A 15,094-nucleotide genomic window follows, 5' to 3' on the forward strand; every position below is an offset into this window, starting at 1 on the left:
GTTGAACAATGAATATGGATTTTAATTTATTGATGAATGATATGGTTATGCAAGCTCGTGGAGAAATGGAAACTAGTGGTTATGAGCAATTAACAACACCAGAAGAAGTGGACGCGGCTCTATCTCGTCCAGGTACAACACTCGTAATGATTAACTCTGTTTGTGGTTGTGCAGGTGGCATCGCTCGTCCGGCAGCAGCGAACGCAGTCCATTACGATAAACGCCCAGACCATCTTGTAACGGTATTTGCGGGTCAAGATAAATTAGCAACGCAACAAGCACGTAATATTTTTGGTGAAGATCATTTACCTTCATCCCCTTCATTTGTATTACTAAAAGATGGACAACCAGTGGCAGAAATTGGTCGTCACGAAATCGAAGGGCACGCTCCAACATCTGTTATTACACATCTTCAAGGATTATTTGAAGAACACTGTGAAGAAGTTTAATACAAGTACAAAACAGCGAAAGCATTTATAAATGCTTTCGCTGTTTTTTTGAGCATTCAAATTAAGAAGAGAGGAAGTGCAAAAATGAGAAAGATTACGTTAGCAAATGGAAAAATGATAGAAGTGGAGTGTTTAAGTTGTGCGTTATCAGGTGGTCTTATTCAGCCTTTTGGCGATGTAATAGTTGAAACAGAACACTTCCATGCACACCAAGATGTTGCTTATCCAATTAAAGGTTTAATCATACTGGCATCGAAGCGTCATTTCAAGTGTTTGGATAAAATGACACAAGTAGAAAAAATCGTTTAAATACAAATACTTACAAAAATTAAAAAAGCATAAAGAGATAGTTTAGATATGTACCATGTATATTATTTTTACAATGAAGATACTACCATTATTTTCATACTTGGATGGTTCCTCGATATGATTGGATGCACCGCTTTGGGCTTTCCGTAGAATCGGTAAGACCAACCCAGTCTTATGCTAGAAACGAAATGAATAACAAAGCAAATCTAAATGAAGTAATTCTTGGTATTGATGCTTTGAAAAAAGGAATGAATAAATAATAGGAAAAATATCTTCATTGATCGACGGTCAAGCTTCTCAGGATCACTTTCTCCATCTGCGATTGTAAGAAATATATAAAGAGACATATAGAATATATTTCTGCTGTATTAGATATAGAAGAGGCACACACATTATTATGAAATTTAATACGAACTCTTGTATAAGTCTTATTGAGCTAACGACGGAGGTTAGTTAAACAGGAATAACGAAATAAGTGTTAATAAAACATCCTTACTTGAAGGATGTTTTTAATATTGCAGTATTATGTTGTTTTTTATTTCTTTGCTAATTCAGAAGCAATTTTTTCAGCTTCTTCATATCCCTTTTGTAAAATTTTATCTCGATCAGCACCTAGTAAATCAGTTCCTTGTACCCGAATAATTTCGTAATCTTCAATTCCCATAAAGTTGAACATTGACTTTAAGTATTTATGAGAGTATTCAACTTCGGTATACCAGTCATTATTGGTATAGATGGCTCCACTTCCTTGTATCACAACAATGCTTCTTCCGTCTTTAAGTAACCCAACTGATCCTGTGTCAGTATATTTAAAAGTTTCCCTTGCAATCAAAATATTGTCCATATAGGCTTTTAACTTTGTTGAAACATTAAAGTTATGCAATGGGTAAGCAATAACATACTTATTTGCACTTTTGAATTGTTTTACTATCTCATTCATACGCTCAGTTACTTGTTGTTCTTGGTTAGTAAGTTCGTTTCCATTTCTCAATTTTCCCCATGCAGTTAGCACAGTTTCATCTATCATAGGCACTACTTCACTATACAAATTAATCTGTTCAACAATTTCGTCACTTGAATGTTGCTCTTTGTAGACGCTCATAAAATAATCAAGAACATTTAGACTTACTGAAGAAGTTGAATCAACTATTGGATGTGCGTTTATAACTAGAAGTTTACTCATAGATGTTCCCCCTAAAAGAATGTTTAGTATAATTATAGATTGCATTAATCGTCGATTGAGTTTGTCTACGATTAAGGCGCTTTTAATAATACATCGAATGATAATTTGTGTCAAATTAAAAATTATATGCATCTTCAAGTTTGTGTTAATATACAATTACACTTACTATCTCGAATAATAAAAGCAGGTGAACTAAATGAAGTATAGTGTTATGGTTGAATATGCTTTGCATAGCCTTGTTTATTTAATTGATGTTCCTTCAAACGAAAGTATAGGAATAAAAGATCTCTCAGAATTTCAAGGACTATCAGAGACATACTTATCTAAAGTTTTCGGTAAATTATCTAAGGCGGGTATCGTAAGTTCTGTATCTGGGGTAAAGGGAGGATATAAATTGGCTAAAGCCCCTGAAGAGATATCTTTTTGGGATGTAATAAAAGCAGTGGAAGGAGTTAAGCCTATTTTTCAGTGCCAGAATATTTTAAAGAATAATCTTATGTATGTAGACAAAGAAAAATGCTCTTCTTGCACTTCAGGTAATTCCACTTGCACTATTAATTTAGTTATGCTAGAGGCAGAACAGCAAATGTATGCGTTTCTAAGTAGTAAGACTATTTCATGGTTAGATAAAGAACTCGAACAAGTGCTTCCAAAAGAAATAAGAGTAGGTTCCCGAGAATACTTTAAAAGAAATGACTCTATTTAGATCCTTTACTTTAAACTCATTTATGTTAATAGCATCTTCAACTAAAAGACCATCATTTAGATGGTCTATTTTTACGTTCTAATAATTAGGTAAATTTCAGCTATCCATTGTGAAATGTTACACTTAAACTAACGAAGCTGTTTAGTCTAATCAGGATTGACAGTAGGCTGCGAGGTACAAAAGCGCTGGAGGCCACAGCATTGCATGGAAGAAGGATTGGTGCAGTATAGAGTTGTAGTTGAAATTATGCCATTGGTGTACGGATCAGTGAATTATCCTCATAAAAGAGGAAGAACAAAAGAGTTAGTCCAGTGTGGAGACCACATGCCCAGGCACTAATCCTGCCCAGCGGAAATTTAATACCGAACAGTTAAATCAAGCTACGATGCAATGCTCCACCACAACACGTAGGTGTACATCCGACTCTAATTGCGGGTCGGCTAAAGTAAGTTATGTCAGTCCAGTAATAGCACCCAGAACAGTGCATACCGGGTAGAAAAGTGAGCGTGTCCGAAGAATAGCAAATGACCATATTCAAAAAGTTACCCACATAAACCCTTAAAATCTAGCTTATGTGGGCTGTTTTGCATTGATCGCTTTTGCAAGGCTGTCATTAAAATGCTCTTCCTGGAATACAATGGGGATGTTAACTATTACGTAGGGAGTGAATATCCGATTCCGACATTTGTAACGCAATCGTTAGAGGAGATTCGATTTTGGTCACGGATAATGAAAGAACATGCTTTCTTTTTAAGTATCGGGTTTACTGCTGATCAAACGGAACTTGTTCAAGAAGCAAGGCATTTTATTCCAATATTTGAACAAATTCAAGAACAAGCAAACTTTTACAATGAACATACAGATCCTGGGGTCATTCAACAATTTAACATACAAGTGTATCAAGCGGTTGCTTCTATTTATGCTTTTAAACGGAAAGTACTGGGATTGATTTTGAGTTGTAAAATTGTTCAGAATAACATTCCATTATTAGTTGATCATACGAGTCGTGAAGCATATTATTTCGCAAAACGATTAAAGGAACTAAATGAAGGTAAACTAATACCATTACCAGAAGCAATTATTAAAGAGAACGTGTTTTTCTTGAAAATAATGGCAGACCACTCAAAATTTATTGGTCATTTGTTAGACCCTTCAGAAAGAAAACTCGTTGATCAAGCGCGGGAGTTCAGTCATGATTTCGATCAACTTCTTTTTCAAGCGCAAGATTTAGATCATATGAGGCCAGAATCAGAAACTCAACCACTTTTAGAACAATTTCTTGACCAAAATCGTATTTCTGTCGTGTCGTTACGCGACTTCAAGAAAACAGCAAGAGACCTAATTGAAGCATGCAAAATTAAGAGCAATATACCGGCTCTTCTTGCTGATCACGTTTTCCGTGAGGCGGATCACTTCCTTCATATTATTGATGCATTTGATGCGCACCTTATGGAACAAAAGTCTTAATTCGTCTTTAGACAGCAAAAAAGATCCGTCCCCGATTTATCTCATTCGAAGACAGATTTTTTACTGTTTGTAGGTAAATTCGAGGTGACAGAATAGCGTCAGATTTCAGTGTCTTTCAGAAAAATTGAGTCCTTCTACAAGGTAAGTTGTATCACAACGATTTGAAAGATTGCTACTGGTGTTCAATTATCCTTTTCTTCATAGATTACAGAAAAAGAATCTACCGTATCGATTTTTCATAAAGGAAAAATTGAACTAATTGTGGAAGACTATAGAATGTATTGAGTTTTTCTTAAAGAAAAGTGATTTTCACCCTGATCCATAAACTCTATTATTTTATCCAATTTCTTTTCAAGTTCATTAAGTTGGTGCTCTTTTGCCTGTTGATTCAAGTGTAATCTTCTTATAAATAGGTGAACGATACTACAAATAAAACGAAAAGCCCCAATACTATAACCTGATAAATCATGTCTCCCACATTAAACACTAAAACATCTCCTTGTACAATAATGATCAAACACAACTGAACATTACCTCTCACATTGATTATTTTCTTCATTTTGCGATTTTTCATTGACAATAGAGTCTTTTTAGACAATGATTGAGAATCATTTCACCTAAACTACGGGTGCTTTACTTTTAAAAAAGTAAAGCCTTTTTTCTTCAACTAACGAAGCAGGTTAGTTGAAGAAGGATGTTATCAATTAAATAATATACGATCGGACTTCCATAAAGCACAACGAGGAAAGTGTTTGACAACTTTATAATCAAGAAAATATTAACAGGCAGTTGGAAGTAAACAGTTTACTCCAACAGAATCTTTTAGTTTTCTGTATCTTATCAATTTCAAAAATGCTCAAATCCAAATGAGAGTAGCTTACGAGTCTCAAGGAAACGAGCGTCATCACTTTTTGTACCCATCACAACCGAAATAAGTCGTTTATCCCCCTTCTGTGCAGTTCCTGTAAAGCAATAGCCTGCAGTTTCCGTAAAACCTGTTTTTAATCCATCTACAGGATTAAAATATAAATCTTGATTATCGGGGTCTAGCATAGCATTTGAATTCTTTAAGGTTGTCCCATCGTATGCTAATTTGTATTCAAGAAGTTTAGTTGTTTCGATTACATCAGGGAAATCACGTAATAATTGGTTGGCTAGTAATGCAACGTCTTTTGCTGTCATAACATTTTCAGAACCATCGGTATTATATAATCCAGTTGAGTTTACAAAGTTTGTTTTGGAAGAAAGGCCCATTTTTTTAGCTTTATCATTCATTAGCTTTGCAAATTTTTTCTCTGATCCTGCTATGTGCTCTGCTAAAGCTATCGTAGCGTTATTAGCAGAATAAATGACCATCGCACTGTATAAGTCCCGAACTGTTAAAACATCATTGTCTTTAACATAAATTTTAACTGCTCGAGGATCCATATTGTTTGCACTGTGAGACATTACAACTCGGTCATCCCATTCTATATTTCCATTTTCAATTTGCTCCAGTACTAAATACTCTGTCATCATTTTGGACATGCTTGCGACTGGAAAAGGAATATCTGCATCTTGTTCCATTAATATTTCTTCTGTAGATGCATTCAATAAAATTGCTGAGTGACCTTTTATGGTAGCCTCTAAAGAAGAGTCTATGTAGGTTGTTGAGGGTCCAGATACCTCAATTATCTCGTTTATAAAACCTTGAACTTGATGGCTTTGGCTGAAATTGTATGCTCCTGCATAGCACCCTATCAAAATGATGAGAATAATTAGTAATTGACTTTTTCTTTTTAGCTTCCTGCGATTCATCTTTTTTCCTCCGTCTCTTCTTCTCCTAAATCCTTATTAACATATCCTTATTGTAGTTAGCGAATATTAAAAGAAAGGAAAGAAAAGTTAAAGAATTTCTTAAGATTTAGGTGTAGATAGTTTTTCGAAAGTATCTATGTTTATAATATAAGAAGAATTTAGAAAAATAGGTGGAGATGTCTTATGAAAGCAGCTATTTTAATAATAGATGACGATAATGATATTACGAATTTATTACGGATTTATTTAGAGGCGGAAAACTACGAGGTTCATTTAGCCCATGATGGGGAAGAAGGATTAAAAATGTTAGCAATGCAATCAACCGACTTAATTATCCTAGATGTGATGATGCCTAAAAAAGATGGTATTCATGTTTGTCGTGAAATTCGACAAGATAATCAAACTGTACCGATTTTAATGTTAAGCGCAAAAGCAGAAGATATGGATAAAATATATGGACTTACGACGGGGGCGGATGATTACCTTATTAAACCCTTTAATCCATTAGAGCTTGTTGCACGAGTAAAAGCATTGTTAAGACGATCTGGGTATTTACAAAGAAATACAGAATCCTCTAAGGAAGGTTTAATCTGTGGTCCTTTAGAAATAAATAAACAGAATCATACTGTGCTTATTGGTGATAACCCATTGAAATTGACCGCAATTGAATTTGATATTTTATGCCTGCTTTGCAGTAAGCCTGGCCGTGTATTTAGTTCGGAAGATATCTTTCAATTGGTATGGAATGAGCAGGAAATCTATTCAAGCAAAACGGTTATGGTTCATATAAGTAATTTAAGAGCAAAACTTGACCGCGCATTAAATGGTGAAAAAATGATTGAGACTGTTTGGGGAGTTGGTTATAAAATTGGTTATTAGATCGTTACTAATAGAAATTGGACTTTTCTCAAAGTGGCGTCTTGTCACTGGAATAATCCTTTCCGCTATTTTATCAGCAGTTTCTTTATTCTTTATTAAAAATGCGGTGGTAGGCTTTGTTAATACTTCAGTAGTTGGTAGTGGAATGGTTACTGAATTTATTACTTTATTTGGTAAGAGGAGAGTTTATAACATCCTGTATTCTCCTTGGCCTTTCCTTCTTAAACAGTTAAGTTTTTTTATAGTCTTCATATTTTACTTTTTCTTATTTTACCAACGTGAAAAAAGAAGACAATTTTTAAAATCCCTCAATCAGCTGATTGCTGATACTAAAAAATATGTTAACAATCCAGAGATAGTGTTTGAACCTGTTTATCAAAACAAGTATTTGTTGCAATTAACAGAAAGTATTAATATGATCATCAGCAAAATGGATACCCTGATAGAGGAAGAACGAAATGCCCAGAGAACAAAAAACGAGCTAATTACGAATGTTTCCCATGACCTTCGAACTCCACTGACTTCTATACTTGGTTATTTGTCTCTTATTACGGAAGACAAATATAGAGATGAAGTAGAACTTAGGCATTACATTGATATTGCTTATGAAAAAACAACCCTACTGCATAGGTTAATTCAGGATTTATTTGAATATACGAGAGTACAAAATCATCAGCTAAAAGTAAAAAAGGAACCGCTAAATATAAAGGAAATGCTTGGGCAGCTTGTTGAACACTATCGTATCGAGTTAGTGCAGAGGCAGTTCGTTTGTAATGAGACATATAGTTCTGAACCACTTATTGCTGAAGGAGATGGGAATCTACTTATTCGTGTTTTTGAGAACCTGTTATCAAATGCTTTAAAATACGGAATAAAGAAAAAACAAATTGATATTTTCGCTACTTTAGACAATAAGTGCATTTTAGTAGAAGTTACAAGTTACGGGAATACGATCCCAGCTACGGATTTACCTCATATATTCGAAAGATTTTATCAGGTAGATAAATCACGCAGCATGTATTCTGAAAGTTCTGGATTGGGGCTTGCTATTGCTAAGAGCATTGTTGAAATACACAATGGCGAAATACATGTGGCAAGTGACGAAGAAAAAACCGTTTTTTCAGTTTATCTTAAGCGCCTTAAAAGTTGAAAAAGTTATTGAGTTTATGAGAGAAGCTTATAGAAAGAATACCGTATTGATTGAAGTTAAATATGACCATCATTTCGATGGTCTATTTTTACGTTCAAAACATTGAGGGGATTTCAGCGACACGTTGTGAAATGTTACACTAAAACTAATGGAGCTGTTTAGTTGAACAGTGTTTTTTTACTTGTGTTCAACAATTGGGCCAGATTGTTGAGTATCTTACTAAAAGACATGAAATTATGTGTAGCTTATTGACTTGGATTTAGTTTAACACTTCGAAAGATATCGGGAAGTCCTATCGAAATTATTAATAAGAAATTTAATTGGAGTTGTATTACGAACAGGAAGGAGATCACTATGACAAGAATTAGGATAAGTTTAAAGATTAGCTCTATGCAAAGTTTTCACTATGAACAACGGCGGTTGTTTGTATAGAGCTAGAAATTGGTTTCCGCCGAATAGTAACCATTGTTTATAGAATGACTTTGCTGCCTTAAAAACTTTAATCTATTTTAAGGAGCGTAGCTAACATGAAATATGTAAATGCAAAAAGCATCTTCCCAGTAGAATTATTAAAGGAAATACAGAAGTATGTAAATGGAGAAATGGTTTACATTCCTATTTCTAAGGAATCACGCAAGAAATGGGGGGAAAGCTCAGGGAGTAAAAATTATTTGAACAATAGAAACCGTGAAATCCGTCAACAATTTTCCGACGGTATAACTATAGACCAACTTTCTGATCAATTTTACCTTTCCCGTGATAGTATTAAAAAAATTGTTTACTCAAAATAATAGTTTTTTATATGTCACATTGGATTATATCTTTTTTGTGTAAAAGATAGTTTATAGTCGTTTATTATATATATTCATTGGACTGCTTTTATTACAATTACAGGTATAGAATTGATAGTTGGAAAGGAGTTATACAAGATGTCTGTTATTCTAAAGGAAGTTTTAGAAATTGAAAAAACTATTTTAAGAAACCTTTATTCTTTGTATCTTCATGACCTTTCAAAGTTCACTTCAATGATTGACATTGGGGTAGACGGTTCTTTTGAATACGAGAGCCTGGATAAGTTTTGGGACATAGATGGACTTTCCCCATATTTTATTATATTGGATGGTAGTATTATAGGTTTTATATTACTGTTGGAGCGTCCGTTTTTGACAAAGGAAAATGATTTAGGAATAAATGATTTTTTTATACTTAATAAGTACAAAGGTAAAGGATTGGCCGCTAAAGCTGCAGTAAAATTGTTTGAAGAGAAACAAGGGCATTATTTTGTAATGCAGGTTATTGAAAACAAACGTGCTGTTTCTTTTTGGAAAAAGTTATATCAGGAATTAAATATTGAGATTAATGAAAGACAAGAGTTAATTGATGATGAGCAGTGTTTAATTCAAACATTTAAGATATGATTCACTAAAAGCAATCCTCAAGAGGTAAGAATTGCTCATTTGTTAATTAAATTAAAGATTTGAGTTAGTGAAAGAAGGGTAAGTTGAAGTCCAGTCAATATTATAAGGTTTGTGGAAGGTTTGACTTAAACTAGCGGGTGCTTTACTTCGAGAAGTAGTAAGTAACTTAATCAAACTAGTTTAACTCAGTAAATTAAGTATGAAAATGCTTGTTTTATTAACACTTTACGTAAGAGCAAAATCAACTGAGTTAAATAAAATTAACTCAAAAAAATAATTATGTGAGCAAATGTGTGAGCTTTATGGAAAGTAAGTGATCTATTTTTTAAGCTTTGGTAGGATGTTATAAGAAGGATTAACGCAAAAACGAATAAAAATCGGGCAAAAAGAAGGTAAAAATGAAGAAAAAGTTGTTTTTGGTCCAATTGAAGCTAACAAAGATTTTTAGATAATTGATGAAATAAATAGGAGTGTTGATTCTAGATCATTGCTTTTTTTTGAACTTATTGTACTAATGGGTCTTTAGTCAAGTAGAGCAACGTCTTTCAGATGTTGCTCCTTTTACATTTAAAAGTACTTCTGATAATACTCTTTCCTTAGCCTCCCGCTTAATTGAGCGTATATCTTGGTGGTTTCACTTTTCTCATGCCCCATAAGACTTTGTATGACTTCAATAGGAGCTCCATTATTTAACAAATGAGTTGCGTAGCTGTGTCTAAGTTGGTGTGGATGAATCTCTTTATTGATTTCAGCACGATTGGAAATCCGCTTGATGATATATCGCATTTGGGCGACACTCATTTTATGTGGCTGCCTTGCGGTCACAAAGATCGCAGGATTATGGTCATTTCGGCTTTCCAAATAATCCAGAGGTACGTGAGTTTGAATGCTTAGTAACTTATAATAATTGATATTCGTATTTATTAGAAAGGAGATAATTAATTGAAAAAAGTTGGAATGATATTAGGTTTATTTATAGCCGTTATTTCAGTGTTCGTATTTATAAATAAATTATATTATCCTTCTCTTCCAATAGATCATATGTCTGCAAAAGAAGCGATTGATAAACTGAAAGAGTCGGATAGTAAAATAGCTGAAATTGCAGTAGAAGGCGATTCTATTTGGTATATCACAAGTAGTGAGAACAAAGGTATTTCGATTGCTGATGAATATATAATACAAATGATTGGTTCAAATGGATGGGAATTTAAAGAAAAAGATGGTGCTGGTCTGTTCTTTTATAAAGAAGGAAAAAGGTTAATTGCAACCACTCAAATGTGGACTAAAAATTATGTTCTCGTTAAAATCCCAAGTGATTTTAAATAATTTTGAGAGGCTTTTTATTAAACTAACGGGGCAGTTTAGTTGAATAAGGAATGATTTGAAACAATATACACTTTCTTCACGTCTAACAATTCAAGGAGGCGACTTTTTGAAGAAATTAGCTATCATTTTTATATCACTGTTCTTATTATTAGCGGCTTGCCAAGCAAATAATTCCGATGCAATTACACTGGTGAGTCAAGACAACGAACATCCTATACAGGGTTCTGATAATGAAAATTTCACCTTACCAGAGGGTGAAGAATTAGCGGTAGACATTTCTGACATTGAAAAAATGAATATCGGTGCCGAAATGCCCAGACTTTTATATGCCGATAACAACATAGTGGTAATGCAGGGTACATTTGGTGTAGTCGTATACAATATACAAGACTCGATAGTTACGAATTGGATTTCATATGAACAAATTAAGTCATATGACCTTCTAATGATGTTGGCATCTGTTTCACAAGATGGTAAGACCATCTTTATGGGGAATGATGATATGTCTAATGAGTTTATATATACTTATCAATACAATATTAGTACGAGAGTAATCAAAAAAACTACACAACAGCCATCAAACTTATTTAGTCCCATAACGATCGATACACCTGGTTACAACGAGGAATACGATAAATATTTCGATTTACATTATCTTACGGGTGACAAAATTGTAGAAATGGATAATTCGTTTATCTATCTACGCTCTAAAGATTGGAATATGAAAAACCTACAAATCGTTATTTGCCAGTATGGAGATGGAGAAAACAAAGTTTTTGATGTGTTCAAATGATATGTTTAGCCATAGCCTTTGTTCACCAATCGGGGGCGTTGATCCAAGAATGATTAACTCTTTTTTTTGTGGAACTCATTTTACTAACGGGGCAGTTTAGTCGAAGAACGAACTAACTGATTCAATACAAAGGGGGGTATTCATTGCATCCAACTGAACTAATTGAATTGTTCATAGTCGGTGGGATTTTACTTGTTATTCTAATAGTTTCTATTATTTTGAAAGGAAAATGGAGAAAAGTTATTCAGGGATTGGCTATTTTATTTTTGGTGTCTTTTGGTATTTTTTATTTTGTACGTCCATATTGGATTGATATGCAAATTGAAAAAAAAGTAGGTTATATACAGATACATTTGGAAGAACAGTACCCTGGAGAAACGTGGGAATATAGGACAGTGCCTCACCGTGAGGACGGCTATAAACACCTGAATCCATATTATATAGGCGTAATATTTGATACTGAACCACTAGTGGAATATAAATATTTCGCCCGTAATAAAAGTGATATTACCCAACGAGGGTGGGATACATCTGATTTACATGACCTAAAACATTTAGAAGGTTTAGGAGAGTAATTACTGTTTATTATGAAGTTTCATCTTCTCTTATTGATTTGATTATTAATCTTCATTATGTTCTTCAACTAACGGGTGCTTTACTTCAAGAAGGGGGTAAAGCATTTTTTCTTATTGAACTAAAGCAGCAGTTTAGTTGAATAAGGATAACATATGAACTGTGCTGTATAATTGAATGATAGAAAATTTAAAGGGGCTAAATTAAATTATGTGGAAGAAATACATTGAGACAATATCAAAAGAATATCATTTCAAAGCACCAGCAACCAATTCTGAAATTACTCTTATAAAAAAAGAATTAAATGTTGAATTACCTGAAAAATTATTAGCACTTTTCAATGAAACAAATGGAGTATTTGATAAGCATGATTGTCCTTTAATTTGGTCAACCAAACAAATAGTAGAAGAGAATTTGTTTTTTAGAAATTTTGATGATTATAAAGATATTTTTATGCCATTTAATAATTTATTGTTTTTTTCTGATGGGGGAAATGGGGATTTATTCGGTTTCGGAATATTAAATGGGAGTATTCAAAGAGATGACATATTTGTATGGAATCATGAAGATGATAGTCGAAATTGGATTGCTTCATCATTAGAAGATTTTATAAAAGGTTGGATTACTTCCGAAATTTCGATATAGGTATAAGTTTCCGTTATTCAGCTAACGGGTGCTTTACTTCAAGAGTGAGTGGAGTCTATTTCTTGTTGAACTAACGCAACAGGTTCATTAATTTTATGGAGGTTTTTTATGAAAATAAAAGAAGTAGATAGTAAAGTGATAATAGATGACTTTGAATTTTATGGTCAAATTGAACAAGAGAAATATTGTTCTAAATGCAAGTTTAATTTAGTTTATTATGATGATTTTGATACGTATTTTTGTCCTAAATGTAATAGTTGGATTGAATCTAAATGTAGTGACCCTAATTGCAAATATTGCCCTAATAGACCAGAAAAACCTTTATCTGACAAGTAGTGTTATTCAACTAACGGGTGCTTTAGCACGATATGGCCATCAATTCGATGGTCTATTTTTATGTTAAAACATTAAGTTGATCGCAGGTATGCATTGTGAAATGTTACACTATAAACTATAGGGGCAGGTTAGTTGAACAAGAGATAAATATTCCAATAAGAACTTATTGACTAAAATGTGGATAAATTGTAAAATTGAAAAAATATAAACTAAGGAAAACACAATGAATGGGAGTATTAAGGATTATTTATTGATTAGAGAGCTGTCGGTTGGTGAAAGGCAGTCAATAAATTCCCCAACTCGCCCAGGAGTGGTAAGACTGATATTTAAGTCTTAACGGCTAACCTCGTAATAGGTTTTTGAGTGGATTTGTTTTAATTAAACAAATCAAAAAGAGTGGTACCACGTAGGTATAGCCTATCGTCTCTTATGGGATGATGGGCTTTTTTATATTTTTAAGGAGGGATGATAAGTGATAATAAAATATCCAAAAGCTTTACAAAAAGGCGATAAAATTGCTGTTACAGCAGTTTCGAGTGGTGTAGAGAAACCATTACATATATTATTAGAGAAAGCAAAAAGTAACATTGAGTCTCTAGGGTATAAAGTAGAATTAGCAAAAACGGTATGGAATGATGAGAAATCAAGAAGTGCAACAAAAGAAATAAGAGCAGAAGAATTTATGGAACTATTAGCTGATCCGGCAATTAAAGCGATTATTCCACCCTGGGGAGGACAATTTTCTTTAGAAATTCTTCCGTTGTTAGATTGGGAGAAAATCAAAAAACATACTCCCAAGTGGATATTAGGTTATTCGGATATAAGTACGATTAACTTTGTTTATACCACCATAACAGGTAATGCATCAGCACATGGCATAAACTTTGTGGAGATGTCCGCACCAACATTAGATGAAACGAGCAGTAGTTGGCATAATGTACTGACAGCGAATCATGGAGATATCATAAATCAAAAATCATCTTTTGAATTTCAATCCTCATGGGAGAAGGTATTTATAAATCCAGCAACAGGTTTTTATTTTGATACCAAAACGGAATGGAAAAGTATTAATACACATGAACATTTTTCTGGAAGATTGTTAGGAGGCGTTATTAATACAATACAAAATCTTCATGGAACACCATTCGATCAAGTGGAAGAATACTTAGATACGTATACAAAGGATCAAGGCGCTATCTGGTATCTTGAAAGCGTAGGAATGAGTGCGGCTGAAATCTATCGTGCTTTGTGGCAGATGAAAATAAATGGATGGTTTAAAAATACTAATGGAGTGTTAATTGGCAGATCAAGTGGATATGCTCCAACAAAAGATTATGAACTAAAAGATGTTTTGATGGACATTTTTTATCATGATAATATTCCGTTTATTTATGATGTTGATATTGGACATTTGCCACCACAAAAGTTAATGGTGCGCTCGCAAATGTATCATACAAAAATGGCATCGGAAAAATAACAATGCACTTTAAGTAGACTTTTTATAACTTAAGTGAGTTATAAGATATTTAAAGTTAACAAAACAATTAGTGTTCTTATTAAACTAACGGGTGCTTTCGTATTATAAGGTTAACCAGTTTTTACTGGTTGACCTTATTTTTATAGGATTTAATATATCAGTAGCCAGGGTAGGACGTACGGGTGCGTGGGACAATGATCCCGTGAACTAAACTGTCCACCCCCTACTTGTAGAAACATGTTTGAGGCTGGTTGGGACATAGATCTCGTATAACAAGCGAAGCTATGATACTACATGGAGGAATAGGGGTACTGGTGAGAGAAGTCAGAGGAGGAAGCTAAATGAACCCAGTAGTTGGTCTGGATGTGGCTAAAGGAGAGAGCCAAGTTCAGGCGTTTTTAGATAAATCGAAGCCGTTTGGAAAAAGTTATTCTATGAAGCATACAAAAGAGGAGTTAGACCGTTTTATAGGCTTTTTAAAGGAGATGGAAGGGATGACAGGGCAAATGCCTATGGTCATTTTAGAATCTACAGGTCATTATCATTCTCCTGTTATTCAATACTTGGAGGACCATGAAGTTTTATA

18 protein-coding genes, 1 pseudogene and 1 other annotated feature are annotated in these 15,094 nt (G+C 33.7%); of the genes and pseudogenes, 16 read left to right on the top strand and 3 right to left on the bottom strand.

Annotation, left to right across the window (positions count from 1 at the left end):
* The first annotated feature begins 8 nt into the window (after window positions 1-8).
* From FG382_RS09055 to FG382_RS23430, 3 genes are all read left to right on the top strand, one after another.
* Window positions 9-449: a BrxA/BrxB family bacilliredoxin gene (locus tag FG382_RS09055; protein ID WP_142538568.1), complete on the top strand. Its 441-nt coding sequence runs from the start codon at window positions 9-11 to the stop codon at window positions 447-449.
* Window positions 450-533: 84 nt separating this feature from the next.
* Window positions 534-758, top strand: coding sequence for an HIT family protein (locus FG382_RS23425; RefSeq protein ID WP_308421241.1), 225 nt, complete (start codon window positions 534-536; stop codon window positions 756-758).
* A 104-nt stretch (window positions 759-862) separates the two neighbouring features.
* Window positions 863-1,018, top strand: a complete 156-nt coding sequence (locus tag FG382_RS23430) for a hypothetical protein (protein WP_342354593.1) — start codon at window positions 863-865, stop codon at window positions 1,016-1,018.
* 275 nt (window positions 1,019-1,293) lie between these two features.
* Here the strand turns inward: FG382_RS23430 and FG382_RS09065 are convergent, their stop codons facing one another.
* Complete coding sequence (locus tag FG382_RS09065) at window positions 1,294-1,941, bottom strand: FMN-dependent NADH-azoreductase (RefSeq protein WP_142538569.1); 648 nt, start codon at window positions 1,939-1,941, stop codon at window positions 1,294-1,296.
* Between the two features lie 196 nt (window positions 1,942-2,137).
* Here FG382_RS09065 and FG382_RS09070 point away from each other — a divergent pair, with 196 nt between their 5' ends.
* Together FG382_RS09070 and FG382_RS09075 are read left to right on the top strand one after the other, a co-directional pair.
* The gene (locus tag FG382_RS09070; protein ID WP_142538570.1) at window positions 2,138-2,647 is read left to right on the top strand and encodes an RrF2 family transcriptional regulator; all 510 of its coding nucleotides are present in this window, start codon (window positions 2,138-2,140) and stop codon (window positions 2,645-2,647) included.
* Between the two features lie 618 nt (window positions 2,648-3,265).
* Entirely contained in the window at window positions 3,266-4,114 is an 849-nt protein-coding gene (locus tag FG382_RS09075; RefSeq protein WP_142538571.1) for a DUF2935 domain-containing protein, read from the top strand.
* An 846-nt stretch (window positions 4,115-4,960) separates the two neighbouring features.
* Here FG382_RS09075 and FG382_RS09085 read toward each other — a convergent pair.
* Window positions 4,961-5,911, bottom strand: coding sequence for a D-alanyl-D-alanine carboxypeptidase family protein (locus FG382_RS09085; RefSeq protein ID WP_142538572.1), 951 nt, complete (start codon window positions 5,909-5,911; stop codon window positions 4,961-4,963).
* Window positions 5,912-6,094: 183 nt separating this feature from the next.
* On the opposite strand from FG382_RS09085, the gene FG382_RS09090 reads away from it, so the two are divergent.
* The 4 genes from FG382_RS09090 (at window position 6,095) to FG382_RS09105 (ending at window position 9,358) form a co-directional block, all read left to right on the top strand.
* A complete protein-coding gene (locus FG382_RS09090) occupies window positions 6,095-6,790 on the top strand; it encodes a response regulator transcription factor (RefSeq protein ID WP_142538573.1) in 696 nt (231 codons plus the stop codon).
* Window positions 6,780-7,940, top strand: a complete 1,161-nt coding sequence (locus FG382_RS09095; RefSeq protein WP_142538574.1) for a sensor histidine kinase — start codon at window positions 6,780-6,782, stop codon at window positions 7,938-7,940. The genes FG382_RS09090 and FG382_RS09095 overlap by 11 nt, the downstream gene beginning before the upstream one ends.
* 527 nt (window positions 7,941-8,467) lie before the next feature.
* Window positions 8,468-8,731, top strand: coding sequence for a CD3324 family protein (locus FG382_RS09100; RefSeq protein ID WP_142538575.1), 264 nt, complete (start codon window positions 8,468-8,470; stop codon window positions 8,729-8,731).
* A 138-nt stretch (window positions 8,732-8,869) separates the two neighbouring features.
* Window positions 8,870-9,358, top strand: a complete 489-nt coding sequence (locus FG382_RS09105) for a GNAT family N-acetyltransferase (protein WP_142538576.1) — start codon at window positions 8,870-8,872, stop codon at window positions 9,356-9,358.
* 567 nt (window positions 9,359-9,925) lie between these two features.
* Here the strand turns inward: FG382_RS09105 and FG382_RS09110 are convergent.
* Window positions 9,926-10,222 (bottom strand): annotated as a pseudogene (locus tag FG382_RS09110) (tyrosine-type recombinase/integrase); the annotation flags it as partial.
* A gap of 78 nt (window positions 10,223-10,300) precedes the next feature.
* Here FG382_RS09110 and FG382_RS09115 point away from each other — a divergent pair.
* The 7 genes from FG382_RS09115 to FG382_RS23200 form a co-directional block, all read left to right on the top strand.
* On the top strand, window positions 10,301-10,684 hold the full coding sequence (locus FG382_RS09115; RefSeq protein ID WP_142538577.1) for a hypothetical protein: 384 nt from the start codon (window positions 10,301-10,303) through the stop codon (window positions 10,682-10,684).
* Between the two features lie 55 nt (window positions 10,685-10,739).
* Window positions 10,740-11,477, top strand: a complete 738-nt coding sequence (locus FG382_RS09120; RefSeq protein WP_142538578.1) for a hypothetical protein — start codon at window positions 10,740-10,742, stop codon at window positions 11,475-11,477.
* 143 nt (window positions 11,478-11,620) lie between these two features.
* Complete coding sequence (locus tag FG382_RS09125) at window positions 11,621-12,052, top strand: hypothetical protein (RefSeq protein ID WP_142538579.1); 432 nt, start codon at window positions 11,621-11,623, stop codon at window positions 12,050-12,052.
* A 208-nt stretch (window positions 12,053-12,260) separates the two neighbouring features.
* A complete protein-coding gene (locus tag FG382_RS09130; RefSeq protein WP_142538580.1) occupies window positions 12,261-12,695 on the top strand; it encodes an SMI1/KNR4 family protein in 435 nt (144 codons plus the stop codon).
* Between the two features lie 108 nt (window positions 12,696-12,803).
* On the top strand, window positions 12,804-13,031 hold the full coding sequence (locus tag FG382_RS09135; RefSeq protein ID WP_142538581.1) for a hypothetical protein: 228 nt from the start codon (window positions 12,804-12,806) through the stop codon (window positions 13,029-13,031).
* A gap of 214 nt (window positions 13,032-13,245) precedes the next feature.
* Window positions 13,246-13,462: a binding site (T-box leader), on the top strand.
* Between the two features lie 41 nt (window positions 13,463-13,503).
* Window positions 13,504-14,508, top strand: coding sequence for a S66 family peptidase (locus FG382_RS09140; RefSeq protein WP_229677354.1), 1,005 nt, complete (start codon window positions 13,504-13,506; stop codon window positions 14,506-14,508).
* A 341-nt stretch (window positions 14,509-14,849) separates the two neighbouring features.
* The coding region (locus FG382_RS23200) for an IS110 family transposase (RefSeq protein ID WP_244950528.1) at window positions 14,850-15,094 on the top strand (245 nt) is incomplete at its 3' end.

Source organism: Psychrobacillus lasiicapitis (genome assembly GCF_006861795.1).
In the GTDB taxonomy this organism is placed as follows: Bacteria; Bacillota; Bacilli; order Bacillales_A; family Planococcaceae; genus Psychrobacillus; species Psychrobacillus lasiicapitis.

Coding starts and splice junctions, on each gene's coding strand:
- FG382_RS09055 (WP_142538568.1), top strand. CDS start 9: ATGAATATGGATTTTAATTTATTGATGAATGATATGGTTATGCAAGCT.
- FG382_RS23425 (WP_308421241.1), top strand. CDS start 534: ATGAGAAAGATTACGTTAGCAAATGGAAAAATGATAGAAGTGGAGTGT.
- FG382_RS23430 (WP_342354593.1), top strand. CDS start 863: ATGGTTCCTCGATATGATTGGATGCACCGCTTTGGGCTTTCCGTAGAA.
- FG382_RS09065 (WP_142538569.1), bottom strand. CDS start 1,941: ATGAGTAAACTTCTAGTTATAAACGCACATCCAATAGTTGATTCAACT.
- FG382_RS09070 (WP_142538570.1), top strand. CDS start 2,138: ATGAAGTATAGTGTTATGGTTGAATATGCTTTGCATAGCCTTGTTTAT.
- FG382_RS09075 (WP_142538571.1), top strand. CDS start 3,266: ATGCTCTTCCTGGAATACAATGGGGATGTTAACTATTACGTAGGGAGT.
- FG382_RS09085 (WP_142538572.1), bottom strand. CDS start 5,911: ATGAATCGCAGGAAGCTAAAAAGAAAAAGTCAATTACTAATTATTCTC.
- FG382_RS09090 (WP_142538573.1), top strand. CDS start 6,095: ATGAAAGCAGCTATTTTAATAATAGATGACGATAATGATATTACGAAT.
- FG382_RS09100 (WP_142538575.1), top strand. CDS start 8,468: ATGAAATATGTAAATGCAAAAAGCATCTTCCCAGTAGAATTATTAAAG.
- FG382_RS09105 (WP_142538576.1), top strand. CDS start 8,870: ATGTCTGTTATTCTAAAGGAAGTTTTAGAAATTGAAAAAACTATTTTA.
- FG382_RS09130 (WP_142538580.1), top strand. CDS start 12,261: ATGTGGAAGAAATACATTGAGACAATATCAAAAGAATATCATTTCAAA.
- FG382_RS09135 (WP_142538581.1), top strand. CDS start 12,804: ATGAAAATAAAAGAAGTAGATAGTAAAGTGATAATAGATGACTTTGAA.